13 protein-coding genes are annotated in these 26,444 nt (G+C 37.7%); 8 read left to right on the forward strand and 5 right to left on the reverse strand.

What is annotated here, in order from left to right:
* Positions 1 to 330: 330 nt before the first annotated feature.
* Positions 331 to 4,716 (reverse strand): hypothetical protein, encoded by a 4,386-nt coding sequence (locus AC3B6Y_RS04880; RefSeq protein ID WP_489790562.1) that lies wholly within the window; start codon positions 4,714 to 4,716, stop codon positions 331 to 333.
* Positions 4,717 to 5,127: 411 nt separating this feature from the next.
* Between AC3B6Y_RS04880 and AC3B6Y_RS04885 the strand changes: the two genes are divergently transcribed.
* From AC3B6Y_RS04885 to nagA, 4 genes are all read left to right on the forward strand, one after another.
* A complete protein-coding gene (locus tag AC3B6Y_RS04885; RefSeq protein WP_489790564.1) occupies positions 5,128 to 7,614 on the forward strand; it encodes a BspA family leucine-rich repeat surface protein in 2,487 nt (828 codons plus the stop codon).
* A gap of 1,658 nt (positions 7,615 to 9,272) precedes the next feature.
* Positions 9,273 to 13,367, forward strand: a complete 4,095-nt coding sequence (locus AC3B6Y_RS04890) for a hypothetical protein (RefSeq protein WP_489790566.1) — start codon at positions 9,273 to 9,275, stop codon at positions 13,365 to 13,367.
* A gap of 818 nt (positions 13,368 to 14,185) precedes the next feature.
* On the forward strand, positions 14,186 to 18,271 hold the full coding sequence (locus AC3B6Y_RS04895) for a hypothetical protein (RefSeq protein ID WP_489790568.1): 4,086 nt from the start codon (positions 14,186 to 14,188) through the stop codon (positions 18,269 to 18,271).
* A gap of 129 nt (positions 18,272 to 18,400) precedes the next feature.
* Positions 18,401 to 19,561, forward strand: a complete 1,161-nt coding sequence (gene nagA, locus AC3B6Y_RS04900) for an N-acetylglucosamine-6-phosphate deacetylase (RefSeq protein ID WP_489790569.1) — start codon at positions 18,401 to 18,403, stop codon at positions 19,559 to 19,561.
* A 267-nt stretch (positions 19,562 to 19,828) separates the two neighbouring features.
* Here the strand turns inward: nagA and AC3B6Y_RS04905 are convergent, their stop codons facing one another.
* On the reverse strand, positions 19,829 to 20,050 hold the full coding sequence (locus tag AC3B6Y_RS04905) for a hypothetical protein (protein ID WP_489790571.1): 222 nt from the start codon (positions 20,048 to 20,050) through the stop codon (positions 19,829 to 19,831).
* Positions 20,051 to 20,735: 685 nt separating this feature from the next.
* On the opposite strand from AC3B6Y_RS04905, the gene AC3B6Y_RS04910 reads away from it, so the two are divergent.
* A complete protein-coding gene (locus AC3B6Y_RS04910) occupies positions 20,736 to 20,834 on the forward strand; it encodes a type I toxin-antitoxin system Fst family toxin (protein WP_489790573.1) in 99 nt (32 codons plus the stop codon).
* 551 nt (positions 20,835 to 21,385) lie between these two features.
* On the opposite strand, the gene AC3B6Y_RS04915 is transcribed toward AC3B6Y_RS04910, so the two are convergent.
* On the reverse strand, positions 21,386 to 22,720 hold the full coding sequence (locus AC3B6Y_RS04915; protein WP_489774699.1) for an amino acid permease: 1,335 nt from the start codon (positions 22,718 to 22,720) through the stop codon (positions 21,386 to 21,388).
* 233 nt (positions 22,721 to 22,953) lie between these two features.
* On the opposite strand from AC3B6Y_RS04915, the gene AC3B6Y_RS04920 reads away from it, so the two are divergent.
* Genes AC3B6Y_RS04920 through AC3B6Y_RS04930 form a run of 3 tightly spaced genes read left to right on the forward strand, consistent with a single transcriptional unit; the run spans position 22,954 to position 24,656 of the window.
* Positions 22,954 to 23,436, forward strand: coding sequence for a hypothetical protein (locus AC3B6Y_RS04920; protein WP_489757013.1), 483 nt, complete (start codon positions 22,954 to 22,956; stop codon positions 23,434 to 23,436).
* Positions 23,433 to 24,290 (forward strand): sulfite exporter TauE/SafE family protein, encoded by an 858-nt coding sequence (locus tag AC3B6Y_RS04925; protein WP_489757014.1) that lies wholly within the window; start codon positions 23,433 to 23,435, stop codon positions 24,288 to 24,290. Before AC3B6Y_RS04920 ends, AC3B6Y_RS04925 begins: the two co-directional genes overlap by 4 nt.
* Positions 24,291 to 24,656, forward strand: coding sequence for a DUF1634 domain-containing protein (locus AC3B6Y_RS04930; RefSeq protein WP_489757015.1), 366 nt, complete (start codon positions 24,291 to 24,293; stop codon positions 24,654 to 24,656).
* Between the two features lie 85 nt (positions 24,657 to 24,741).
* On the opposite strand, the gene AC3B6Y_RS04935 is transcribed toward AC3B6Y_RS04930, so the two are convergent.
* Positions 24,742 to 25,053 carry an ArsR/SmtB family transcription factor gene (locus AC3B6Y_RS04935; protein ID WP_489757016.1) on the reverse strand — a complete coding sequence of 104 codons (312 nt, stop codon included), beginning with the start codon at positions 25,051 to 25,053 and terminating at the stop codon, positions 24,742 to 24,744.
* Between the two features lie 338 nt (positions 25,054 to 25,391).
* Positions 25,392 to 26,360: a class 1b ribonucleoside-diphosphate reductase subunit beta gene (gene nrdF / locus AC3B6Y_RS04940; protein ID WP_489790575.1), complete on the reverse strand. Its 969-nt coding sequence runs from the start codon at positions 26,358 to 26,360 to the stop codon at positions 25,392 to 25,394.
* Positions 26,361 to 26,444: the final 84 nt, after the last annotated feature.

A 26,444-nucleotide genomic window follows, 5' to 3' on the forward strand; every position in this document is an offset into this window, starting at 1 on the left:
TTTGTGGTAAAATATTTCACGATGTTAAGCAAAAATTGATTTTGTAAGCGAAGCCAGATTTTATAGACTATTTTCCAAAAAGCAGTTCAAAAAATTATTTTTTATGATTAAAATTAATTTAGACTAAGCAAAAGATTAAATTAAGAATTGCATTCCCTCAGATAGTTAGATAAAATAAAAAGGGTTTGTTACAGCCTAAACTTACTTTAGGTAAGGGTTGCCTAAGTGATAGACTGGTACAAATTATTATTAATGAATAAAAAAGCCAACTAGAATTTTCTAGTTGGCTTTTTTGTGTTCTATCTGAATTACATTGTTCGGGGAAGGACGTTAATTAACGAGACTGTTGGTAGCAGTCCAGGTGATGCTAGCCGATTGGGGCTCTTTTGCTAAAGCTTTAAGGCTACTGTCGTCTTTATCTATCTGCAAATAGGGCCCAATATTCGGACTAGCGGCTTGTTTATCAGTTGATAAAGTTAATTTTTGTGTTTGCTGACTGGGGAATTGTTGATCTAAGACGGTTACTGGTGCTGCTAGCGCTGCATTCGTAGTACTGTCGGCAGTAGTTGGTGCTTCTTGGAAGTAGAACAAGTCTCGAATTGTTGAATTTTTGGCATTAACTTGCGCCGTCAATTGAACATTCAAAGGAGCGACATAGTTATTGGTTAGAGTAACTTGTGGATCAGTGTCAGCAAGCTTTTTAGGAAAGATTTTTTGTTCTTCACCCTTTAAAATTGCGGAATAGTCTAATTGCTGAGGGACGTTCAAACTAAGATCCGGCAACCCGATACCATAACCGTCCGTAGCTAAATTGTTGGAATCAGCTAATTTAATTTGAGTACTATCAGCACTTTTAGAATACATACTATCTGTGCTAGGAATGAAAGAGCCACTGTCATTAGGAAAAGTAACTGGTTGCTTAATCGTAAAGGTCGTATCTGCAGGTAAAGTAGCAGAGTCAAAGCCAAAGTCGGTACCAGTTAGATTATAGGTGTTATCGTCAGGCACAGTAGTGGGGCGATAAGTACCACTTTGACCAGTGGGCGTAGTGGCAGTAATAGTCAAACTACCATTTGATTTGGCCGGGGTGTCAGCACTAGCACCATTGAGTGCACCAATGATAAATTGGACGTTACTTAAATCGTGATGACCAACTGGTGTAAAGTCGGTCTCTAAAGTATTGCCCCCCTTATCAATAGTTTTGCCATCATGATTAACCTTCGTTAAATATTTTTTGCCGTCATACTTTGGGTAAGGCAGAACTTGATAATTATAAGTTAATGGTTGATCAGTTTGATCGAACGGGTACTTATTAATTGGAGTAGCATCATCTTGACCATTAAAGGTTAAGGTATTGATAGAACTAACTTTATCGGCGATTCCTGATATGTTCCAATTTTTAGTAACTTCAGAATTATGATCATAGTGGTGATCTTCATCTTGATCAAACATTAATGACCCACTAACAGATTTGGAAGTATCACTATCGCTAGTAACTGAACCAGTCAAATTAACTTTGGTAGAACTAGTATTACCATCGAAATAGGTTACGGGTACGCGAACAGTATCACCTAATAAGTATTTATCAGTTTTAGTAGTGGTACTTAAAAAGAGGTCGGTAACCTTGATATTTTGTAACGGAGTACTCTGAAAGTTAGTAACTGCACCAACTTGAATAACATCGCTGGATTTTAATTCTGGGATTGGGTTATCTTGGTGCGAGTTATTATAGTTCTTGATTGCCTGCTGAACATTTATTTGATAATTATAAGAATCTTTGTAATCATTGGCAGTTCCATCATCCAAGTTTTTACTCATTATCAAAGGAGATGGTCCGTCTTTAGTCGAATCAACATTCAAATATTTGGGCATTGGATTAGTGACATCTGTTAATGAACCTGTGACATCTGCTACTCCGGTTTGTTTACCCTTGTCATCAATGCCTAAAATGTTAGGAGTAACTGAAACAGGAACTGTTGTATTTGATGGACTAATACCATAAGCTTGATCACTATTATTGATAGTTCCTAAATCATCAACAGTTGTTACAGATCCATCAGGAGCATGATGCTCAATTTTTAAACTAATTAATGGAATAGCAGGAGTAAACGGTGTATCGCCATCATAGTGATTAATTGTTCCTGCAATCGTCATACTATCAATTTTATCATCGTCATGTTTAGGAAGATTGGGAATGATGTGGGTAACTGTATTATTGATTTTAGGACTGTCTAATTTACCAAATTCAATTTTATGAAATTCTTTACCATTCATAGAACTTAAGGCACTATTTAATTCGTTTAAATCACTTTGCCCAGAGAGCTGATTACGTGCATAAACTGCATTGTGACCATTTTGAAAAAGATTAGCAGGTATAGACCAATAGGTAAACGGAATATCAATTCTTTGAATTGGAATATTCAATAGCTTGATATCTTTAGAAGGATCTGTCCCCAGCATATCTCCAGCAGGAGATTTAATTGGTGAAGTGTTTCCCCATGCGGAGAATGTAGAATCTTGTAAATCAACATCGCCACCTCCATCAGTTTTACTTCCACCTTGTACGTAAACAATGTGTGTATTTTCGTTATTATTAGGCCCAGCATCTAATGTGATTTGTTCGGGATTTGAAATTTTTAAAGATAATCCATTTGCGGCAGTTAATAAGTTAATAACTCCTCCCTTTCCTCCATCTATAGTATCGGGGTAACTACCATCAACTAATAATTTAAAAATACCATCTTTTTTGATATCTATATTTGATGTTCCACCTACATACATTATGCTTCCTTTATTACCGGGATCCAAACCTACATTAGCTCCGCCAAAATCGTCCATATTATTCGACACTATGCTAAATGTTCCATGATCTAGTTGAATGTCTCCCTTGCCTAAGAAAGCAACTAACGGAGAACTATTATAAGTTGCGCCTGTTTTAGATTGGTCTTGACCTTTAGAGTAAAGGTAATTTACATACTTGCTATAATTGTTATTGTAGTTTGCTTCATTTCCGATTTCTGTAGGTGCAGTTATATTTCCATTATCTATAAGATTTTTTTCATCTTCTTGAGTTCCGTTTTCATATTTATTTAAACCATTAGAGCTAGTGTCGGTTGTGGTAACTGTATCGTCGTAGTTCATATTGATTTGGTCATTGCTTTGTACATTAATGGTTGGAGATCCAGAGTCGTCCTTTTTGTATCGAATTTGGTTACTGCCAGCTAAATAAATTGCACCTGCTAAATTATTACTTTCTCTTAAAGTAGGAGTGTCCGTATTAATACTTCCACCGTAAGTAAGGTATTTGCTCTCATCACCTACATACTGTCCTTTGGCTGGTGCATCATTAGAAATGAAATTTAACTGAGAATTACCGTTCATAATTAATTGAGAATTAGTAGCTTGGGTTACCAACCCGTAAGGCATGCCATAGGGTGAAGTATCACCAGCTCTTTCCATAGAATTGTCTCCATGTGGGTAAATGAAAACTTTTGCTCCGTCTTCCAGAGTCATGCTGGAAGTGGCTGGAGTTTTATCAATAAAATCACTTTGCGACGTGGAGTTTAATTCAATAGCAGGACTATCGTACGTATAGCCAGTAAAGTAGCTATTTTTTTCAAATCTAATTTTAGAGGCTTCGAAAATTTGTTGGTTTTTGTCTTCAGATACGTATTGTTTACCGTTGTATTGAAAATTTTTAACAGACGATGCACTAACTCTACCTTTAATTGTTACCAAAGCATTGGATCGACTACTGTAGGAGTTGTGTAATTGACACCCTATGTAAGTACAATTTTCAAAATTCAACTTTGTATAACCGCCCTTGGCAAATAAATCAGCATTAGAATATTCTGGGTGTTCTGCATTTTTCGAATAGCCGGTGTTAGCTGCTGTTGGTCCCCACCAACTTTGTCCATACATATGGATGTTTTTCCAAGTCCAATCTTCCTTATACAATTTGAGATTTTTACCATCACCGTTTCTAGCATCTCCCGTAATGGCAAAAGAGTATGCACCTAAGTTTATTGAATGTTCAATATTTTTGTTATAGGGGTCTTGACCATCTATGGTTAGTTTAAAATGTCTGGTATAAATACTTGAGTAATCTCCAGACCCTTCAAGAATATATTTATTCTTAATAACTTGTGGTAAGTTAGTTAAATCAATATCTTTTGTGAGAACTATTTTGCTGATATGTGATACGCTTTGTTCTTGCGTAGAAATTCTATCTGTCGAAGTGGTTGCTCCACTAGCATGTAAATCATATATAGCTTCTAAGAATTGATATGCATTCGATACGTAAACTGTATAAGTATCGGAGTTGTTTGGGTCAACTGAATTAGTGTTTTCATTATAGGTAATGTCATCGTTATTACCGTTGCGTATAATATCATCTGGATTAATTAAACCGTCAGCAATAATTGATTGATTTTCAGTGTTATTCGTTATTGTACCGTCAGATATATAATAATCGGGTTTATTGGTATAAGCTACACCATCTTGACTGTCATCTTTTAATAAGGGAGATTCGCGTGTCACTTCCTGGGGAGTGAAAGTAGGCGTTTTTTGAATTGGTGGATTCTTTGTGTAGGATCCAATTATCTCGTCGTTTGGTGTAGTCGGCTTCAATAAGTCAGCCTTTACAGGTGTTAGTTGGGCTAGGACAATAATTGCGGTAAATAGAATGGTAGATAAGATGACTTTAATTTTAGACATAAGTACGACCTCAATTGAATTTCTAGAAATTATCAATAAATATGCTGTCGATTTTTCATAATATGTTAAAAGTATGCGTGATCATTATAATTCCTTCTTTTTTATTAATCAAATGAATTGAATTACAGTTATTTTGCATTTTACTATTATTTATTTGTGATTTAATGAAACTGCATAATGAGCTTTAAATAAATAATTAGCGCAATTGTCGGGTGTGAAAAAAGCTAATTTTGTACTCATTAGTTTTTAAAGACATTAGATATTTAATTTTTGATTAAAAACTGACAATTATCTTTTGATATGTATTAATACAATACACATTAAATTTTAAAAAAGTTGGCTTGAAAATTAAAATTATCAAGATATAATTAAATTTGTTAAATAAATTACTTGAATTGAGGAGGAGTTCTTTTGGATAAGAAGCGATGGCTAACCGCAACGGGGACACTATTAGGCTTAGTGTGTGGCTTAGCGTTAACGCAACAAGTGGCTGCGGACACGAATCAAACTAACCAAGCGGTGGCGGTGACTACACCGACAACATCAGTGCAAAATGTTGGCAATGATAATGTTGGGGCGAACAACGAAGCACCAACCACAGACGCAAGTGTAACTCCTGCACCAGCATCAACGGATAATGTGGAGCCGAGTTCTACGACAACTGCAGCAAGTGTTAATTCGGCAACTAATGATAACGCTTTAAATAATACAAATGTTATCACTAATGCTGCTTCGACAACGACGCCGACTAATCCAACACCTGACACTACTACAAGTGAGGTCATTGCAACAGGAACTTGGGGCACCAGCAATTGGGATTATGTCCACCAAGGTGACGATTATACTTTGACTTTTCATGCCGGTACGCTGGGTGAAGGACACAGATATTATTATGGTGCAATAGACGAAGATGAGGATGCATATGAAGATGGATATGGATATGGACCTCTTTTGACGGATCATAGATATGGAAGTATAAGCGGTAACCCTGAAGTTTTAAATAAAAATACTACTTGGATTACTGAGTTGACACAAATTCAATTTGATCCAGGAGTTATTGCTAATGCTAATTCATCGTTTTTATTTGAATACTTACCAGTTAAACGTATTTTGGGAATTAATAATTTAGATGTTTCTCATGTTAAATCTATGCGAGAGATGTTTGGTGTAACGAAATTATCCTCATTAATTTTAAAGGATTTTGATACATCCAATGTGACTGATATGCACGGTATGTTTGTTGCTTCTGGTGATTTGGCTAACTTGGACGTTAGCGGCATGAAGACATCCAATGTGACTGATATGTATGGTATGTTTGCTGGATGTCGTAATCTAACAACTTTAGATTTAAGCAACTTTGATACATCCAAAGTAACAACCATGTACGGTATGTTTTATGGTTGTTATTATTTAGGCTACGTGGATGTTAGCAATTTTGATACTTCCCAAGTGACTAACATGATGGGCATGTTTGATGGATGTTCCAATTTAAAAACAATTGATTTATCATCATTTGATACTTCTCAAGTTACCAATATGCGAGGTATGTTTGCGTGGGACTTTGATTTACAGAGTTTAGATATTAATAATTGGAACGTTTCTAATGTGACCAACACGTATGGGATGTTTTTCTATTGTTCATCCATAACTGACTTAGATCTGTCCAACTGGGTTATTAAGCAAGGTGCAGATATGACGGAAATGTTTTATTCCATGCAGTCTTGTAAAAATATTAAAGTATTTCAGCTGACTATTGATAATCCAGATATTTTAGGTACTAATATGCACGGTATGTTTGGATGCATAGATGCGATATACAGCTTAGACTTAAGCAGCTGGCATATATTATGTCCTGAAGTGGTGGAGGGTATTGATGTTATTTTTGAATGGATTCCATTAAATCATATTGTAGTTGGTCCTAATATACCCCTTGAATTTGACTCGTTCGGATATAATGGGAAAGTAGGTGGTTTCCCTGAAGTAGGAACTAAGATTCCAGGAACTAATAAAACTCTGCTCTCACAACATTGGGTTGCAACAAAAGGTTACCAGCAAGGAACTAAATATACGCCAGAAGAGATTGTACAAACTACTGATCGTGACCAAATCACTACCTATGATTGGGACAGCGAACCGTTCATTCCTGATCGGGTTGAGAAAAAAGCCGTAACGCGCACGATTAATATTCATCAACCCGATGGGCGGCTGCAAACACAGACGCAAACGATCACTTTAAAGCGCAATGTTCACTACAACGATGATGACACGGTGGATTATGGCGACTGGTCACAAGATCAATGGGATGCTTATGTGGTACCGACTTTTGCAGGATATCAAGCCAGTCAAGCTGAAGTACCCGCGCAAACAATTAATGCGTATGATTCTGATCAGACGATTGATATTTATTACACACCAGTTGAACAAACAGTGACGATTCAATATTTAGATGATGGCCAAGAAGTTGGCACACAAACTTTGACGGGTTATGTGGGTGATGTCTTGACGCTTAATTATCATGCTCCAAAGGGTTATGAATTATTGGAACAACCGCAAACCACGATTACTATTGATGGCTCCGGTCAGCAGATTATTCAAGTGGCAGTTGATCATCAAATTCAAACTAGTTCACAAACCAAGACCATTCTGCGGACGATTAATGTCAATTATCCCAGTGGCATGACCAAGAGTTACGATCAAGTTGCTGTTTTGAAGCAAAATCTGTACATTGATCAAGTTACCGGCAAAAAGGTTTACGGCACTTGGAGTACGGGCAATTGGGATGAATTTTTGGCACCAGTGATTAGTGGTTATACTGCTAGTCAAGCAACGGTTGCTGCACAAACAGTCACCAGCAATGACCAAGATCAAGTGGTGGATGTTTACTATACTAAGAACTAAATAACTGGTATTTTCTTCCAGTTGTGTTATTCTAAGGATAGAAGAAGAGTCAGCGCTGGTTACACCGACTCTTTAGTAAAGTTGCCAAAGTAGCGACTATTGAATTATTTATAAATCTTATAGTCATCTAGCTCTGTACAAGCTAAGGATGACTATTTTCTTGTCTTGTTTTTCAACTTGACAAGTTCTACGACTATGCGGACTAATCCAATTAAACTATGGATTAGATAAGCAATAGCTAGTAGTTTCAAATTGCTATTCCTTTCAATGGAATCTGGGATTACAGCATTAACACCATAAGCACCACTCCTTTGCGGAATAGCCGCCACCTTAGCTTAACTTTACTAGTAAATATTATAGCAGAATAATTTGTTGAAACTGGTATTTTCTGCCAGTTGTGTTATTCTAAAAATAGAAAAAGAGCCAGCGCTGGTTACACTGACTCTTTAGTAAAGCTGCCAAAGCAGCGACTATTCTATTTATTAAAAATTGTTGAAATAGTCATCTAGCTCTGTGAAAGCTAAGGATGACTATTTTCTTGTCTTGTTTTTCAACTTGACAAGTTCTACGACTATGCGGACTAATCCAATTAAACTATGGATTAGATAAGCAATAGCTAGTAGTTTCAAATTGCTATTCCTTTCAATGGAATCTGGGATTACAGCATTAACACCATAAGCACCACTCCTTTGCGGAATAGCCGCCACCTCAGCTTAACTTTACTAGTAAATATTATAGCAAAAAATCCGTTGCGATTGGTATTTCTTTATGTTTGTGTTATTCTAAAGACGTAAAAGAGCCAGCGCTTGTAACACTGACTCTTTAGTAAAGTTGCCAAAGTAGCGACTATTTATATTTTATATTATATTGATAGCCATCTAGCTCTGTACAAGCTAAGGATGGCTATTTTCTTGTCTTGTTTATGAACTTGACAAGTTCTACAACTATGCGGACTAATCCAACAAAGCTATGGCTTAGATAAGCAATAGCTAGTAGTTTCAAATTGCTATTCCTTTCAATAGGCTCTGGGATTACAGTATTAACACCATAAGCACCACTTCCTTGCGGAATAGTCGCCACCTTAGCAGTAACTTTACTCACAAGTATTATAGCAGAATCATGCGTTGCAGCCGGTATTTTTCTTCAACTTGAAGTGAATGGTCATTAACCAATGAGTAGTGACTGTCTTCAACCCAAAGATCTTAGTGAAATAATAATTTAACGATGAAAGCAGTTTAGGAATTGTTCTTTAAACCTAAACTGCTTTTTTTATGGTTATAAACTTAACAGCTAGTTAAAGCTAGCTTAAAATTCATTTTTTCACGATTGTTGAGCTGAATGATTGAAACTAATTTAATTAAGGTGGTGTATTGGCACTAAATAAACAACTTTAAATGAAAAAATATCTTTTTGAAAACAGATATTATACCTGCTATGACTGAATTTTTATCCTAAAAACATAAATAATGTACAGATGTTGTTTAAAAGTGAGTCTAATGATGATATCATTATGTAATGATTATTTTGTGTATGTAATTAGAACTAAATTATAAATGATACAATTATTTTTTAGATAAAAAGTCATCTTAGTTAAATTAACAAAATAATTTTAATGATATTTAAATCATATTACATAATCATGAATATTAGGGGATAATATGAAAAAAATTCGGTGGATTTTTAGTTTGATGTTGCTTTCTTTGACGATCGTTTGCGGTGAACAGGGGAACCTTGTTCGGGGGGCTGCTAATGCTGATAGTTTTCAGCAAGACTTGGCGCAACTAAATAGTGGTTTGCCTCCAACTGGTGGTACGCCAGCCCGGTTTAGTTCTGATATTACTAGTGCTACGGCTCCATTATTAAAGACTGACGACAGTGTTTCGCAGGGTGGTTTCGGCGATGCTGACAAACTTGAAGAGTTAGGCTATTCGAAAATTGACCCCTCCAAAATCAACTGGCCTAGTGATGGAATGTATGCTGATGCCACGAAAGATGTTCAACCAGGGGCGATTACTGGTGATGGTACTGGTACTGATGAGATTAATGCCAATGGCGGAAAAACGGTTTATGTACGTAATGTTTTGCAATTTTTACTAGCGGTTTACGGTACTAAAAACACGGGACCAGCCAATATTGTTGATGTTAATGAAGGTACTGGTAGCGATAAGTTTACTAGTTATAGTGATGTGAAGCGAATTATTATTGTTAATGACTTGGATTTTGTTTCGTCAGATGTGTTTAAGGATAATCCATTATTAAATAAGTATAATTTTGTTAATAGTTATTTAAGTGGGGTAACTGATGTTCTTGGAGATGGTTCCGGTGGAGGTACTGGAAATTTTACCGTTTTAGCAGATCGTCCTGGTGATTCATCCGATAATCATAATTTGACGATTGTTGGTAACCATGGTCCGGATCAGAGTACGCCGAAAATTAATGCAGGTAACTATAGTTTACGTTTTGCCCGAAATACTTCAACACAAACCGATAATGTAACATTAGACAATTTAAAGTTATATGGCTCCACTTATTATGGATTTGTACGATTAGGAATTGGAGCTGCAAGTGTTTCTAACGAGTTTTATCGCGACGTTACGTATTATGGTTCACAATTTTTGTGGACAGCTAGTGGAACATCTAATGTTTATATCTCGGGGCACACGACGGCTTATTCTTTATATTATTATAAAAGTCCAGTGGATCAACGAGTTTATACGTGTCAAGGTTGGGGCACTCAGCAAGTTATGCAGGTGTCGAATGTCACCTTTGAACCGGATGCGGTTTTTAATGGTTCGACTTATAACGGTAATGTTTTGGAATTGAAGGATAATGCCACGCTATTGAGTGATGCTGATAAGAAACAAGGCGCGGAGGTTAATCTCTATCCGCGTGGCAGTGGAGAAGATGCCCCCAATGGTTCTTCTGGACTGTATTTGATGAATACAGGTGTCTTAACATTAAATCCTAATACTCATCTCAATATCGATGTCAAAAATGATTCTATGAAGGACTCCATGGCGCAGTTAAGCGGTGATACGAGTGCTTATGATACAACTCATAATTATAAGGATCCAATTTCTTCAACCACGACTGCCAATGCGATTTATATGAAAGGTACTGGTTCAAAAATCACTTATAATTCAGGTGATTATCAAAAAGGTTTGGATGAAGCCATTAACGTGACGAGTGAGGGAGCTGACACTAACCCACTAGTCTATTTTGATAGTGGTACAGCTGAGTTAAATCGTGGGGACTTTAATATTACCGCGAATGATTTGGGTTCTGCCAGCAATTCAGGGTTGTTTACGTTAGGAGCTTCGACGGTAATTGTACGTAAGGGTGGTAACTTTAATATTAAGACTTCCGATACACCTGGGCAATCAAGTTCTGGTAATGTGCAATTATTGAATATCAAGGGGAAAACCGACATCAGCTTGTATAAACCAAAAAATGTCGATCTGAATCTTGGTACTAATACTAATGCTTCATCGAATATTGTTTCGACAAGTGCGGCGACGGATATTAAAGCTTACGATATCAAAATGCGTGCTAGTGGGACGAATTCTCAGTCTAAAGTATCGTTTGGTTTCGATGATTCTCCAACCAATGACCAAAAGCCAGTACAAATGCAACATCTCAGTATTCCGTTTACTGGTAACTACATTGATTTAACAAAGTTTGTCTTAAAGACGCCACCCGAAGATTTAACTGGTAGTCAGGCAGAAATTGGACGTTTATTAAATTACTTGAACCAAATGCAAACATCCGCTGGTTCGGGAAATTCTAAAGAATTTAGCCATATCCATTTTTCAGAAATTGATGGACCAGTTGAACACGTTAGTACCCCGATTATAGATCCACGCTCGCGTACGGTTAGTGGCTCTTTGAATAAGTCAGAAGATGATTTCCATCCGGATCCGCCGATGCTGAAAGTGGTAGTTAATGATGGAGGAGAAGATTATGATCTGGGAACTGTTCAAAACTTAGATGCGAGTGCTGATAAGCAGGATACACAGGGCTATATTGTTAGCAAGTTTACCCCTTCTGGTGGGAGTTATAATCCTAATTTTAGCCCGTCCACGCCCGATATTTTAAATGACGACGACGACATTGCTTATAGTACCGATAGTACCGACCCCACCACGCCCAAAACCACTTGGGATCTTGGCAAGCAAGTTCAAGATTTTCCGTTATATTTATCCGAGGATCAAGGTATCGCTTGGAAAGTTGACACGAATAATATTCCTCACTTCTCCTTTGATATTGATAAAGCGGTGGATAATTATAATACTAAAAATGAGGGGAAGGATGGCTTTACAAAATTAACCTTAAAACCGAATGATACGGTTAAGGTTAGCGCCGTCTCTAATAACCAAGAATCTGCTACTAAAACTGTGGATATCAATAGTTTGTATTTGGGCTTTGACCAAGAAGCTGCTGCCAAGTCCAATGTCTATCAAGGACCAAAGGTATTATTGGGCGACAAAGTTTCTGTACCGTTAGAATATCAAGATGATATTAGCAGTAGTAATATTATTCACTTAAAGGGATATGATAAAAAGGGAAGCACTACCAGCCTGAATACCACCACAGACACAAACATTCTACAAACTGCAGATGTTACACCGCCAGCTGTTACGCCACCAGACGTGCCTACCTTAACAAAACATACTTGGGATGTTGATCATGTGACGCAAACACCAGGCGATCACACCCTGTATATTCAGGGCAGTGATGATCAAAAAGGCCTGAGTCCCTACGTCAAGCCGGACGCTGCTGGCAATTTGGTTACGTCAGATCTATTGCAGTATAACTATCATGTCGAAAATGTGCCCGCCTTTAATGGTTATAAAGAGTTATATCAACAAAATGATCTTACCAAGCCGCTAGATACGACCGCTAAAGGTGAGCACCAATCCTATCTGGCTAGTGGAAATTATCTGGAAAAAGATCTGTATCAACCAAAGATGAGTACCGTCGGCTTAAACGATTTTTGTTTGACTGAACCAGCCGATGATGGCGGTGGCATTAAGAAGGGAACTGCAAAATTGATTTTGCACATTCCTAATCAAGGAGACCAGACGTTAACGGACTTTGCTTATGGTCAGCACTATACCCCGGGTAATTTCAAACTCACGGGAACGAGTTTTCCTGCTGGAACGAGTTTTGAAGTGGATACGCCGGTGACTTATCAGAAGTCCAAAGCTGATACGCAATTAACTCTACATGGTTCAACTTTACAAACAACGGATCCAGAAGCACCTGACCAGCAATTGAACTTAGGTGCTTCGGGTTCACTGACTTACAACAATCTATATGATGTATCTTTGGCAGTTCCAAAAAACATTGATTATGGTCGCCATACACGTAATTCGGTTAAAACGACAGATCAGTATTGTCCGGTGGATACGAGTGATAGTTATAAGGAGAAGGATTACCAGTTGACATATGAGCAACCTGCCAATTCCACCTTCCATTACACAGTTGATGTGCGTTGTAATTCCAACAATGCTTTATTCAATTTGATTTATCAAGATGGTACTACTGATTCAGTGGCTAAGGTTATTAACAGTGACGTGCCCGTCTTTCAGACAGGTACCGGTCCTAGTGCGACGGCATCATTTGCCAAAGATTGGTGGCTTAAAACCGGAGCTAAGAAAGGAATTTATCTCCAACCAACGCAAGATAAACCTGCAGCGAAAAAATATCAATCAATGCTAACGTGGACGGTTAATAATGCTTTGAATAATTAAATTTAGTAATGAAAAAAGTGATATGAACCCAAAATGTAAAACAGTTTTTAAATTAGGACTAATTTCCGATATTCGATCGGTGTTAGTCCTTTTTATTTGGTCTTGATGCTTTGGTGATTAAGAGATACATGCTTGCATGTTTTGGAAGCTTTAAAACCGCGTCGATCAATTAAAGCCACTAAATATATCATAGTAGATTGCTAAATTAATAACTTTTCAGATAGTTCTTTGAATTATAAATATCAATTTTGTCTTATTGAGATAGCAATAAAAAATGCTTCCAAAAATTATTATCCTAATTCTTGGGAAGCATATTAATATTATAGTAGAATCATCTGTTGAAACCGGCATTTTCTTCAATTTTCGGTTCTTAGTAGAATGACATTTAATGATAAAAGTAGTTTAGACTTGCTAAAACTAAACTGCTTTTTTAGTATGTTTAGTTTTTGTAAGCTTAATGTCTAATTAAAATTAATTAAAAATTATTTTTTTCACAATAATTAGGACTAATGTTTAAATTTAATTTAATTAAGGTGTTATCCACCTCTGAAAAAATAGCTTTAAATGTAAAAATATCTTTTTGAAACAGTCGTTATCCTTGATTTAACTTAATTTTTTGACTAAAAAAATAAATAATGTAAAAAATACGGTTTAAAAGCATGCATAATAATGATATTATCATATAATGATTGTTTTATTAGTGTAATTAAAACTAAATTATAAATGAGACGCCTATTTTGGGGGATCAGTATTTATTTTTGTTAAATTAGCAAAATAATTTTAATTATATTACATAATCAAGAATATTAGGGGATAATATGAAAAAAATTCGGTTGATTTTTAGTCTGATGTTGTTTTCTTTGACAGTTATTTGTGGTGAACAGGGGAATCTGGTTCAGGGGGCTGCTAATGCGGATAGCTTTCAGCAAGACTTGGCGCAACTAAATAGTGGTTTGCTAGCGACTGGTGGTACGCCGGCTCGGTTCAATTCTAGAATTACTAGTGCTACGAGTTCGTTATTAGAAACAGATAAAAATGTTTCCAAAACTGGTTTTGGCGATGCTGATAAACTCGAAGAGTTAGGCTATTCGAAAATTGATCCCTCCAAAATTAACTGGCCTAGTGATGGGATGTACGCTGATTCCACGAAAGATGTTCAACCAGGGGCGATTACTGGTGGTGATGGTACCGGAACCCAGAGTATTGATTCTGATGAAGATGGAAAAACCGTTTATGTACGTAATGTTTTGCAATTTTTACTAGCGGTTTACGGTACTAAAAACACGGGACCAGCCAATATTGTTGATGTTAATGAAGGTACTGGTAGCGATAAGTTTACTAGTTATAGTGATGTGAAGCGAATTATTATTGTTAATGACTTGGATTTTGTTTCGTCAGATGTGTTTAAGGATAATCCATTATTAAATAAGTATAATTTTGTTAATAGTTATTTAAGTGGGGTAACTGATGTTCTTGGAGATGGTTCCGGTGGAGGTACTGGCAATTTTACCGTTTTAGCAGATCGTCCTGGTGATTCATCCGATAATCATAATTTGACGATTGTTGGTAATCATGGTCCGGATCAGAGTACGCCGAAAATTAATGCAGGTAACTATAGTTTACGTTTTGCCCGAAATACTTCAACACAAACCGATAATGTAACATTAGACAATTTAAAGTTATATGGCTCCACTTATTATGGATTTGTACGATTAGGAATTGGAGCTGCAAGTGTTTCTAACGAGTTTTATCGCGACGTTACGTATTATGGTTCACAATTTTTGTGGACAGCTAGTGGAACATCTAATGTTTATATTTCGGGGCACACGACGGCTTATTCTTTATATTATTATAAAAGTCCAGTGGATCAACGAGTTTATACGTGTCAAGGTTGGGGTAGTCAACAAGTTATGCAGGTGTCGAATGTTACCTTTGAACCAGACGCGGTATTTAATGGCTCGACTTATGATGGTAATGTGTTGGAATTGACGAAAAATGCCACGCTATTGAGTGATGCTGATAAGAAACAAGGTGCAGAGGTTAATCTCTATCCGCGCGGCAGTGGGGAAGATGCCCCCAACGGTTCCTCCGGACTTTATTTAATGAATACAGGTGTTTTAACATTAAATCCCGGGACCCATTTAAACATTGATGTCAAAAATGATTCGATGAAAGATTCCATGGCACAGTTAAGCGGTGATACGAGTGCTTATGATACGACCGCTACTTATAGCGATCCGTATTCCACAACTACGACGTCCAATGCGCTTTATATGGGCGGTACTGGTTCAAAAATTATTTATAACACAGGCGGTTATCAACAAGGTTCGGATGACGAAGCTATTAATGTGGAAAGTGATGGGGCTGATACTAAACCATTAGTTCAATTTGCTGGTGGTGAAGCTGATTTAGATCGTGGGGACTTTAATATTACGGCAAATAATCTGGGCTCTGCCAGCAATTCAGGGTTATTTACGTTAGGAGCTTCGACGGTCAATGTGCGTAAAGGTGGAAACTTTAATATAAAGATTGCGGATACGCCTGAGCAACCAAGTTCTGGTAATGTGCAGTTATTGAATGTCACAGGGACTACTGACATCAGCTTGTATAAACCCCAAGGTGTTGATTTGAATTTGGGGAATAACACGGGGACTTCATCAAGTATGGTTTCGCCGAGTGCGGCGACGGATATCAAGGCTTACGATATCAAAATGGCTGCCAGTGGGACGAATTCTCAATCTCAATCAGTATCGTTTGGCTTTAATGATTCTCCAAGCAATGACCAAAAGCCGGTGCCAATGCAACACCTCAGTATTCCGTTCACTAACAGTTGGGGAGTTGGCTATATTGATTTGACGAAGTTTGTCCTAGCGACGACACCCGAAGACTTAACTGGTAGTCAGACAGAGATTGGCCGATTATTAACTTATTTGAATCAAATGCAAACCTCGGCTAGTTCGGGTCTTTCTAAAGAATTCCGCCATATTCATTTTTCAGAAATTGATGGGCCGGTGGAACACATGAAGACTTCGGTCATCGATCCGCGTTCCCGCACAGTTAGTGGGTCGTTAAATGCTTCAACCGATGATTTTCACCCGGATCCGCCGATGCTGAAAGTGGTAGTTAATGATGGAGTCAAAGATTATGATTTGGGAACTGTCCGAAATGAAGATGCGAGTGCTTCAGATGCTGATAAGCAGGATACACAAGGCTATATTGTCAGCAGTTTTACTTCTTCTGGTGGGAGTTATAATCCTAATTTTAGCCCGTCAACGCCGGATATTTTAAATGACGACGACGACATTGCTTATAGTACAGCTACTGATGGCACAACCACTTGGGATCTTGGCAAGAAAGTTACAGCTGCGCCGTTATATTTAGCCAATGGTCAAGTTGTTACTTGGCCAACGGGAACAACTGACTTCTCCTTTAATATTGACCAAGCAGTGAAAAATTATAACGATAAGAATAGTGGTCAAACTGGTTTTACACCTTTAACCTTAAAACCCAATGATACAGTTAAGGTTAGTGCTGTTGCTAATAACCAAGAATCCGCTGCTAAAAATGTAGATATCAATAGCTTGTATTTAGGCTTTAACCAAAAAGCTGCTACGAAAGCAAACGTTTATCAAGGACCGAAGGTATTGCTGGGCGACAAAGTTTCTGTACCGTTAGAATATCAAGATGATATTAGCGACAAGAATATTATTCATTTAAAAGGTTACGATGCAGGCGACACTGGTAGTCTGAACACCACCACAGCCACGCCACAAACTACGGATGTTACACCAGCTTCGACGGCCTTAGCCCAACATACTTGGGACGTTGGGCAAGTGACGCAAACACCAGGTGATCACACTTTGTATATTCAGGGCAGTGATGACCAACAAGGCCTCAGTCCCTACGTCAAGCCCGATGCTGCTGGCAAGTTAGCCACATCAGATTTATTACAATATAACTATCATGTCGAAAATGTGCCCGGTTTTAATGGTTCTAAAGAATTGTATCAACAAAATGATTCTACCAAGTTACTAGATTCTACGACTAACGCTGATCACAAAACCTATATGGCTAGTGGACACTATCTGGAAAAAGATTTGTATCAACCAAAGATTAGTACCGTCGGTTTAAAGGATTTTCGTTTAACTCAACCCGCCGATGATGGCAGTGGTATTCAGAAGGGAACGGCAAAAGTGATTTTGCATATCCCAAATCAAAAAGACCAGACGTTAACGAATTTTGCTTACGAAAAGACCTATACTCCCAAAGACTTTAATTTGTCCCAAACGAGTTTTCCTGCCGGAACGAGTTTTGAAGTGGATACGCCGGTGACTTATCAGAAGTCCAAAGCTGATACGCAATTAACTTTGCATGGTTCAACCTTACAAACAACGGATCCAGAAGCCCCCGCTACAGCTCCAACGCAGCAATTGAACTTAGGTGCTTCGGGTTCATTGACGTACAATAACCTATATGATGTGACTTTGACGGTTCCGACTAACATTGATTATGGTCGCCATACACGTAATTCGGTGAAAACGACAGACCAGTATCGTCCAGCCAATACGAGTAATAAGCAGACCGCTTACCAGTTGAAATATGAAGCACCTGCCAATGCCACCTTCCACTACACGGTGGGTGTGCGTTGTGATTCCAGTAATGCTTTGTTTAATTTGATTTATCAAGATGGTACTGCTGGTTCGGTGGCCAAAGTTATTAATAGTGGGGATGTGCCTGTCTTTCAAACAGGTACCAGCACGAGTTCACCAGCGAAGTTTGCCACGAATTGGTGGCCCTTGACTGGAGCAAAGAAAGGGATTTATCTCCAACCGACGCAAGATCAACCTGCGGCGAAAAAATACCAATCCACGCTTACTTGGACAGTTAATAATACTTTGAATTAATTTGAAATTTAGCTTAGTAAAGAAAATGCTGCGTAATGATTCATTCGCACATTTTCTTTTTCTTAGCGTTAATTTACTTTCTTGTGAAAGCTCGTTACAATTAAGGCAAGCAAATGGAGGTTTAAGTCAATGAAATATATTCACGCAGCCAAGTTTTTTTTGAAAAATACAACTGAAAATGGTGGTTATTTAGCGATTAATGCTGATGGAACCTTTGGTCAGTACTTGCCAGAAGACCAACGTCCAGAAGGTGAGATTCTTGATTACGACCAGCAGTGGATTGCGCCGGGATTAATTGATACGCATATTCACGGACTGGCGGGTCACGATGTGATGGACAATGATCCAGCCGGCTTAGAAGCCATGGCGCAAGCTTTGTTAAAGTGTGGGGTTACTTCGTGGTTACCTACAACAATTACCGGTTCTAAAGCGGAATTAACGGCTATTTGTCAAACCATCGCGCAAAATTATCAACAAATTTCGGGTGCTAAAATTGCGGGCATTAATTTTGAAGGCCCGTTCTTTACGCCGGAACATAAAGGGGCTCAAAACCCGAAATACTTTGGCGATCCGGATGTTGATACGTTTAACGATTGGCAAGATGCCGCTCAAGGTTTGTTGCGCCAAATTACCATCGCTCCGGAACGCCAAGGCGCGGTCGAATTCACGCGTACTGTGAGTCAAACGGGAGTAGTCGTGGCATTAGGGCACTCATCTGCCACTTTTGAGCAAGCCAAAGCTTGCGTGGAAGCGGGAGCCACAACATTTACTCATACGTATAACGGCATGAGTGGCTTGAATCATCGTCAACCGGGCATGGTTGGAGCAGCCATGAGTTTAAACAACGTTAATGCTGAATTAATTTGTGATGGTCACCATGTTCATCCTAATGCGGCTGCAATTTTAATTAAACAAAAATCGCCCGAACACGTAGTGTTGGTGACGGATTGTATGTCAGCCGGTTTAATGCCCGATGGGGATTACATGTTGGGAGAATTACCCGTTGTTGTGGCTGATGGTACGGCGCGGTTGAAAGATGAAACGCATAATTTGGCTGGTAGCATTTTGAAATTGAATGATGCAATTAAAAATTTGGTAGATTGGAACACGGTAACGCCGCAAGCGGCCATTCAAATGGCAGCTGCTACACCGGCCAAAAGTGTGCACATTGACCAAACTGCCGGGGCTATTTTGCCAGGACGCGCGGCTGACTTCATCGTGTTAACACCAAAGATGAAATTGCAAGCTACCTATTTAGATGGCCAACTAGCTTATCAAGCAGAGGTTTAATTCTTTATGTAACAATTGTTGGTGGCAGTTTTTCTGTTAGCTGCAATTTCTGATTGAATATATTATTATTTAGATAGAAAAAATAGTCAGCGCTCAAAACACTGACTTTTTGGTAAAGTTGCCAAAGCGGTAACTATTATATTTGTATTTAATAAATAACAATCGCTAGCTTTTTGGGGGAGCCAAGGCGTTTCACCTTATCTAAAAAGAAAGCTCTCCTGATGTTTTTATAGGAGAGCTTTGTACATAATTTGAGAATTAGGAAAATTAGAGTTTGTTTTCCTGCAATTTAATTAATTCGTCTAACACAGTTCCAGGAGTTTTCCTGATCCCCTTATCAATGGCTATTAAAACTTTACCAGTTAAGCCATTAATACTGTTTTTACTCTGTACAACAGATTGCAAAGTCGTCGGTACTGTTCCACTAACTTTGCTAATGTAACTGCGAGTTACGTTATTTTGATCTAAATATTTCTGAATAATATTCATGAACCCCCCTTTATTACATAATACGATATATCGTATTCTAATATATGTAGAACAATGCTAGATAATAATAAAAATAGCAGATACCATATCAGCAATTACCGTTTCCGCCGGTACTTGCGTAACTATCTACTATTGAATTAAAGACCACAAAAATAAAAAATATAGTTGATAAGGGGCTTACCCCCTCACTTCCTTATATATTCTAACATTGATTATCAAAAATAGGAAAAGTAATTAAGTATCTTGCGTTAACAATACTTGTTTGGGTTATTTATTTTTTTGCTAGTGACACATTAAAAAGTTTAGGAATATCAATTGTTGGGCTTTTAACAATCCTGTCAATCATTCACGACACAAAGGGGACTAATAATAGAAAACACAAATAGTCAAACCGAAGATAATAAGCGCTGGCAAGAAAAAAATCGCTATTGTACTAAATATTTGAGAAACCGATCAACTGCTAGAAGCTTTATTAGAAAGTGGTCAACACTTGAAGATATTCAAGAATTAGAACAACTTATAATAAAATGGAAAGAATTGCAGCAAATAGATTTTAAAATGCACTCTCATTGGCCATTTGACGACAGGGTTTTATCCGCTTGAAGATTGAACTTGACCAATCTCAGCGCATTTTTAATGTTATAATATATAGGTTGCACCTCGCAACATTAAGGGGGTGAACTATATGATTGCCGAACTAACTTTACAAATTATTTCATCTATTATTTCCGGTTGTTTAATTGCCATCTTTACTAAATGGTTGAATGACCGTAATCACAAATAGTTTTTGAAATAAAAAAGGCGTTCTTAAACTTTTGACGGAAAGTTTTGAGCGTCTTTTTTAATTGCAAGAACTATATGCTACCTAATCTAGCTTTACAAGTTCATATTATCATATTAGGTACAGGTTTTCAATTAAGTACATTTTGTTCCAATTTGCAAGCTCATGTTCGCTATATTATGGTGTACTTAAAAGAAACCGTTTGAATAGTGTATTCTATGATTCGTGATTTTAATACTTTTTATGGGAGAATAAAATAAGATGTCTAAAGAAAATAATGACCGCCGTTTGACAATTTGATTCATGTTTAATCATCCAAGCAAAACTTGCCACGTCAATAATCGTATTGATTATTTGGCAAAGATCGTGGACGTTCAAATGAAACAATTTGCTATTCCTTTCTTTAGGATCTGGGGTTACAGTTTTTACACCATAAGCACCACTCCCTTTCGGAATAGCCACTGCCTTAGCTTAACTTTACAAGTTTTAGTTTAACATAATTAAAAATGGCAAAATTCCGAGATTATTCGAAACTTTGCCACTTGTTAGGTGCTTTACTTTTTCACGGCTTTGAAACTCAGTAGATAAATAACGATGAACCAACCAATGGTCGCGATGGTGGTCCAAGTCGTTTCGGGAGTGAATAGTAAAATACCAAAAATAATTAACATAAAAATAATGGTTAAATAATCAGTCATCGGAGCACCCGGCATTAAAAAGTGTTGCTCGCTAGTTTGAAAGTTCTGAGAGTGGCGGTATTTGGCGTGGGTGCCCATTAAAAACATATAAATAACTAAAAAGCCGGCTGAAGCAATGGAAGTGATTAATTTAAACGCACCTTGAGGAAAAATATAATTAACAATCACGACCGCTGCTACTAATAAGGTCGAAAAAGAAATGGCCCGCATAGGTGTTTGATTCTTGTTGAGTTTAGCAAAATAACTAGTCGGTTTACATAAGGAATATAACATTCGTCCTGTAGTAAACAGGGAGCTGTTTAACGACGAAGCGGCGGCCGTTAAGACGACGAAATTGATAATGCCGGCTGCGGCCTTAATCCCAATCCCACCAAAGACTTGGACAAAAGGTGAGTGCCCCGCGCTATAGTCAGTCCAGGGCTGAATGATCATGATGGCTGCTAACGCGCCAATATAAAAAATCAAAATTCGCATAATGACAGAATTAATCGCATGCGGAATATTCGCCTGGGGATCCTTAGTTTCGGCGGCAGATACACCGACAAATTCGACACCCAAGAAAGAGAAAAATGCCATTTGAAAGGCGGAAATAATTTCTTTCAGATTGCCAGAAGTGGCACCAAAGCGCCACAAATTACTAAATTCGACGTAACCGTGATTGGTTTTGGTATGAAATAAGACCATGATCACAGCCACGGCAATAATCGCTAAGATGGCTACGATTTTAATTAACGCAAACCAAAACTCGGTTTCGCCGAAAGCTTTGACCGCCGTGATATTAATAAGATATAAAGCACCTAAAAAGATTAATTCCCAAATCCAAGCCGGCACATGGGGAAACCAGAACTGCATATAATTACCCACGGCAGTCAATTCGGACATGGCAATCACTAACCAGCCTAGCCAATAGGTCCAGCCCATGATAAAGCCCCAGCGATCACCGAGATATTCTTTAATAAAATCAATAAAAATGATTTTATGTGTATCGGATAAGAGCAATTCGCCGAGCGCGCGCATCATTAAAAAAACAAACGCGCCTGTTAAAAGATAAATTACCAAAATTAATGGTCCAGCTTTATGAATGGATTCGCCTGAACCCAAAAATAAACCGGTACCAATGGTTCCGCCTAAGGCAATCATACTGACATGCCGTGCTGATAGGCTGCGCGAGAGCGCCTTTTTTTCTGTCATGAGAAATCCTCCTATTAGGTCTATGACAATCGAATTGTTTAAGCCTATATCATAGCACAAACTAGATCATAAGTGAAAAGAGTATGAGAACTTTATTGACTTATTCATACAAAATTAATTTAAATGAGTACTGAACAATCAAACCAGCTAGGTTAATCTATCTAAGATAGTGATAATTGCAACTAGCGTGGCACAGTAATATAATAATTTTGATTATTAAAGAGGGTTATTATATGAAAATGACAATTCAGCAATTTCAAGATAAAATTGCGAACGCAGAATATCAAACTTTTCAGCAAACGATTAAATTAACGAAGCGTTTAGCCGCCAGTAAAGTAACGCTAGCGCTTCAGCAATTAACCCAGCAACTGGAAGAAGCAGTAAATGGTGGTTATTTAGCGCAAGGGGAGTTAACCATTGAAGGACTAGGCTTTCCGGTGGTTTGTAATTTACAACTCAGTCCTTTAAACTTGCCGTGGCAAGACGCTGCCAAAGTGAGTCATTTTTTTGATCGGGACGAACAAGTAGAATTAGCGTTTTACTTAGTGACGAGCTGTGAATTTATTAATGCTTCCCACTTACGGATTGATCAAGTGGCCACGGATGCTGCGGACTTACAGCAACAACAAGCTGCCATTGTGCAACTAATTATTGATCAATGTCGACAGGCGATTACTAATCAAACTCAAACAAAAGAGGCTGCAAAGAAATCATGATTACGACAAGTAATTTATTAATAATGTTGATTACTGGTTTATTAGCGGGAACTTTAGGCTCAATTTTAGGTATTGGTGGTGGCATGATTGTCACACCAATTTTGACGATCGCGATGGGCTTAGATATTAAGTACGCGATTGGGGCCAGTATTATCGTCGTCATTGCTACCAGTTCCGGAGCGACCATTTCGTTTTTAAAGGATGAAATGTTGAACTTACGGGTTGCCATGTTCTTAGAAATTGCAACGACAGTCGGTGCGGTAACTGGTGCGGCTTTAAATGGGATTATCCCCAAAGCAGTTTTATATGTCTTATTTAGCTTTTTGTTATTCCAATCTTGCTACAACATGATTAAAAAGCTCATGAATAAAAAGTCTGCTAAAAGTGACCAAGAGGTACAACCGGATTATTTATCGCAAAAATTACGACTAAATGGTAGCTACTATGATAAGGCTTTACAAAAGCCAGTGGACTATCAAGTCAAAAATGTTCCGGGTGGTTTCTTGATGATGTTAGCTGCCGGCATTGCCAGTGGCTTATTAGGCATCGGGAGTGGTGCTTTTAAAGTGATTGCGATGGATAACATTATGAAGATGCCACTCAAGCCGTCTAGTGCCACCAGTAATTTAATGATGGGTGTGACTGCGGCGGCCAGTGCAACAGTGTACTTCTTTAACGGAACGATTTTACCAAATATTGCGGTACCATTAGCCTTAGGAGTGGTCTTTGGCGCGATGATTGGTAGTCGCATTATGCAGCATTTACATCCGAAAGTAATCCGGATTATCTTTATTCCAATTTTATTGTACTTAGGTTTACAAATGTTCTTAAAAGGATTTGGGGTGAACATTTAAATGAAAAAAGATGAGATGCAGGATATTGAATTAATCATTGGTAAAATTTTGCGTGTTGGGGTAATTATTTCCGTCATTGTGATGGCTTTAGGGATTGTGATGATGTTAATTCAAGGTAATAGTGGTTATCCAGGGCAGAGTCATCCAACCACCTTTAGTGCGATTTATCAGGGCATCATTCAATTCAAACCTTTTGCCGTGATGATGTTAGGTGTCTTTTTATTGATTTTGACCCCCGTGTTACGCGTGGTCGTTTCCATTTATGCTTTCTTTAAGGAACATGATTATTTATATGTAGCTATTACTACTTTAGTTTTAGTAATTTTAGCTTTTGCGATGATCGGCGGTTATCTAGCTAATCGGTAGGTAAACGATTGATTAATACTGGCAACAAAAAAAGAGAAGTGCTTAAAAGTGTCTAACTTTTGAGGACTCCTCTTTTTCGATTACTTTAAATATTACATAAGTAGCTATAGATAATAGTATCAATTAAATGAGGAAATTTTTGTTCTAATTCAGATTTGCGCAAACTAATGAAACGTTGTCGACCGTCGATGCGCACGTGAATTAAACCATTTTCACGGAGGACTTTTAAATGATGTGAGAGATTATTTTTTTTGCCTAAATAGTCGAACTCACAGCAAGGAGTTTCACCATTTTGCTTTAATGATGCAATAATTTGTAGACGTAGGGGTTCGCATAAAGCATTGAGAATTTGTTCTACTTTGATGGTTTGAATAGCTGGATGAGTAATTAAAGTCATTTTGTTAACCTCCTTGTTAGCAAACTCATTATAACTAAAGCGCTATCATAGTTCAATGTTCAATCGTTTATGAATTATTGTACCTTTTTAAAAAGCAGTCAAAATTATTAAAATAATTTTGACAAATAATTAATTACGCAATAATTGATTATTTTATATTTAGTTTTGTTCCTTATATATTGAAAATTTGTTCAGTTACGGGGTGGAAATTTTTTAAATTAATCATCTTTTGCCCTGCGATATGGTGGAAAGCTGAAATAAAAAAATGCTCGTATTGATACGAACATTTTCTCTTTATATGCGCCGAAAGTATAAGTCGGTAGTTTCTTATGACAATTTTAATTGCGTCCGATCTCGTAATCAGAATCCTTCATTGCGGCGACTTTGCCTAAAAGATAGCCATTGCCGACTTGGGAAAAGAAGTCGTGATTATTAGTGCCGGTAGAAATCCCATTCATTACAATTGGGTTTACATTTTCTGCATTACCGTCCGCAAACAAGGGGTTTTGGCCAAGGTTCATTAAAGCTTTGTTGGCATTATAGCGTAAGAAACAGTTAACTTCCTGGGTCCAGCCAATTTCATCATAGAGTTGAGCAGTATACTTTTCTTCATTATCGTACAGTTGATACAGTAAATCATACATCCAATCTTGGAACTTACCTTGCTCTGCTTGGGATAATTCTTGAAAGCCTAGCTGGAACTTGTAGCCGATATAAGTACCATGCACAGATTCATCGCGGATAATCAGTTTAATAATTTCGGCCACATTGGTCAACTTATTATTACCGAGATAGTAAAGCGGTGTATAAAAGCCAGAGTAGAAGAGAAAAGTTTCTAAAAAGACGGATGCGACTTTCTTTTGCAGAGGATCACCATTTTGGTACAAATTATTAATGATGTAGGCCTTTTTTTGCAAAAATTCATTATGATTCGTCCAATCAAAAATTTCTTCAATTTCTTCGGCAGTATTTAACGTACTAAAGATTGATGAGTAACTTTTAGCATGAACTGATTCCATAAACTGAATATTGTTGAAAACAGCAATTTCTTCGGGAGTGCGCGCATCTTGTCGTAAAACGGCAGCTCCATCTTGTGATTGTAAGGTATCCAGTAAAGTCAAACCACCAAAAACATGACCGACGACAGTATGTTCTACAGCACTTAATTCACGCCAGTCATCACGATCATTGGATAGCGGAATGCGCGTATCCAACCAAAATTGTTCGGTTAATTTTTCCCAAGTGGCCTTATCAACTTGGTCTTCAATTTGGTTCCAATTAATTGCTTGATAATATGTTTTCGCCATAATAAATCCCTTCTTAGAATAATAGTTCCAGAGAATCTCAGCATAGTACTTAATTTGGCAGATTATCCGCAGCTGCTAAGCGTT

It is taken from the genome of Bombilactobacillus sp. ESL1092, from assembly GCF_058107465.1.

Excerpts from the sequence above, each read along its gene's own strand:
- AC3B6Y_RS04880 (WP_489790562.1), bottom strand. The coding sequence starts at position 4,716 with ATGTCTAAAATTAAAGTCATCTTATCTACCATTCTATTTACCGCAATT.
- AC3B6Y_RS04890 (WP_489790566.1), top strand. The coding sequence starts at position 9,273 with ATGAAAAAAATTCGGTGGATTTTTAGTTTGATGTTGCTTTCTTTGACG.
- AC3B6Y_RS04895 (WP_489790568.1), top strand. The coding sequence starts at position 14,186 with ATGAAAAAAATTCGGTTGATTTTTAGTCTGATGTTGTTTTCTTTGACA.
- nagA (WP_489790569.1), top strand. The coding sequence starts at position 18,401 with ATGAAATATATTCACGCAGCCAAGTTTTTTTTGAAAAATACAACTGAA.
- AC3B6Y_RS04905 (WP_489790571.1), bottom strand. The coding sequence starts at position 20,050 with ATGAATATTATTCAGAAATATTTAGATCAAAATAACGTAACTCGCAGT.
- AC3B6Y_RS04910 (WP_489790573.1), top strand. The coding sequence starts at position 20,736 with ATGATTGCCGAACTAACTTTACAAATTATTTCATCTATTATTTCCGGT.
- AC3B6Y_RS04915 (WP_489774699.1), bottom strand. The coding sequence starts at position 22,720 with ATGACAGAAAAAAAGGCGCTCTCGCGCAGCCTATCAGCACGGCATGTC.
- AC3B6Y_RS04920 (WP_489757013.1), top strand. The coding sequence starts at position 22,954 with ATGAAAATGACAATTCAGCAATTTCAAGATAAAATTGCGAACGCAGAA.
- AC3B6Y_RS04925 (WP_489757014.1), top strand. The coding sequence starts at position 23,433 with ATGATTACGACAAGTAATTTATTAATAATGTTGATTACTGGTTTATTA.
- AC3B6Y_RS04930 (WP_489757015.1), top strand. The coding sequence starts at position 24,291 with ATGAAAAAAGATGAGATGCAGGATATTGAATTAATCATTGGTAAAATT.
- AC3B6Y_RS04935 (WP_489757016.1), bottom strand. The coding sequence starts at position 25,053 with ATGACTTTAATTACTCATCCAGCTATTCAAACCATCAAAGTAGAACAA.
- nrdF (WP_489790575.1), bottom strand. The coding sequence starts at position 26,360 with ATGGCGAAAACATATTATCAAGCAATTAATTGGAACCAAATTGAAGAC.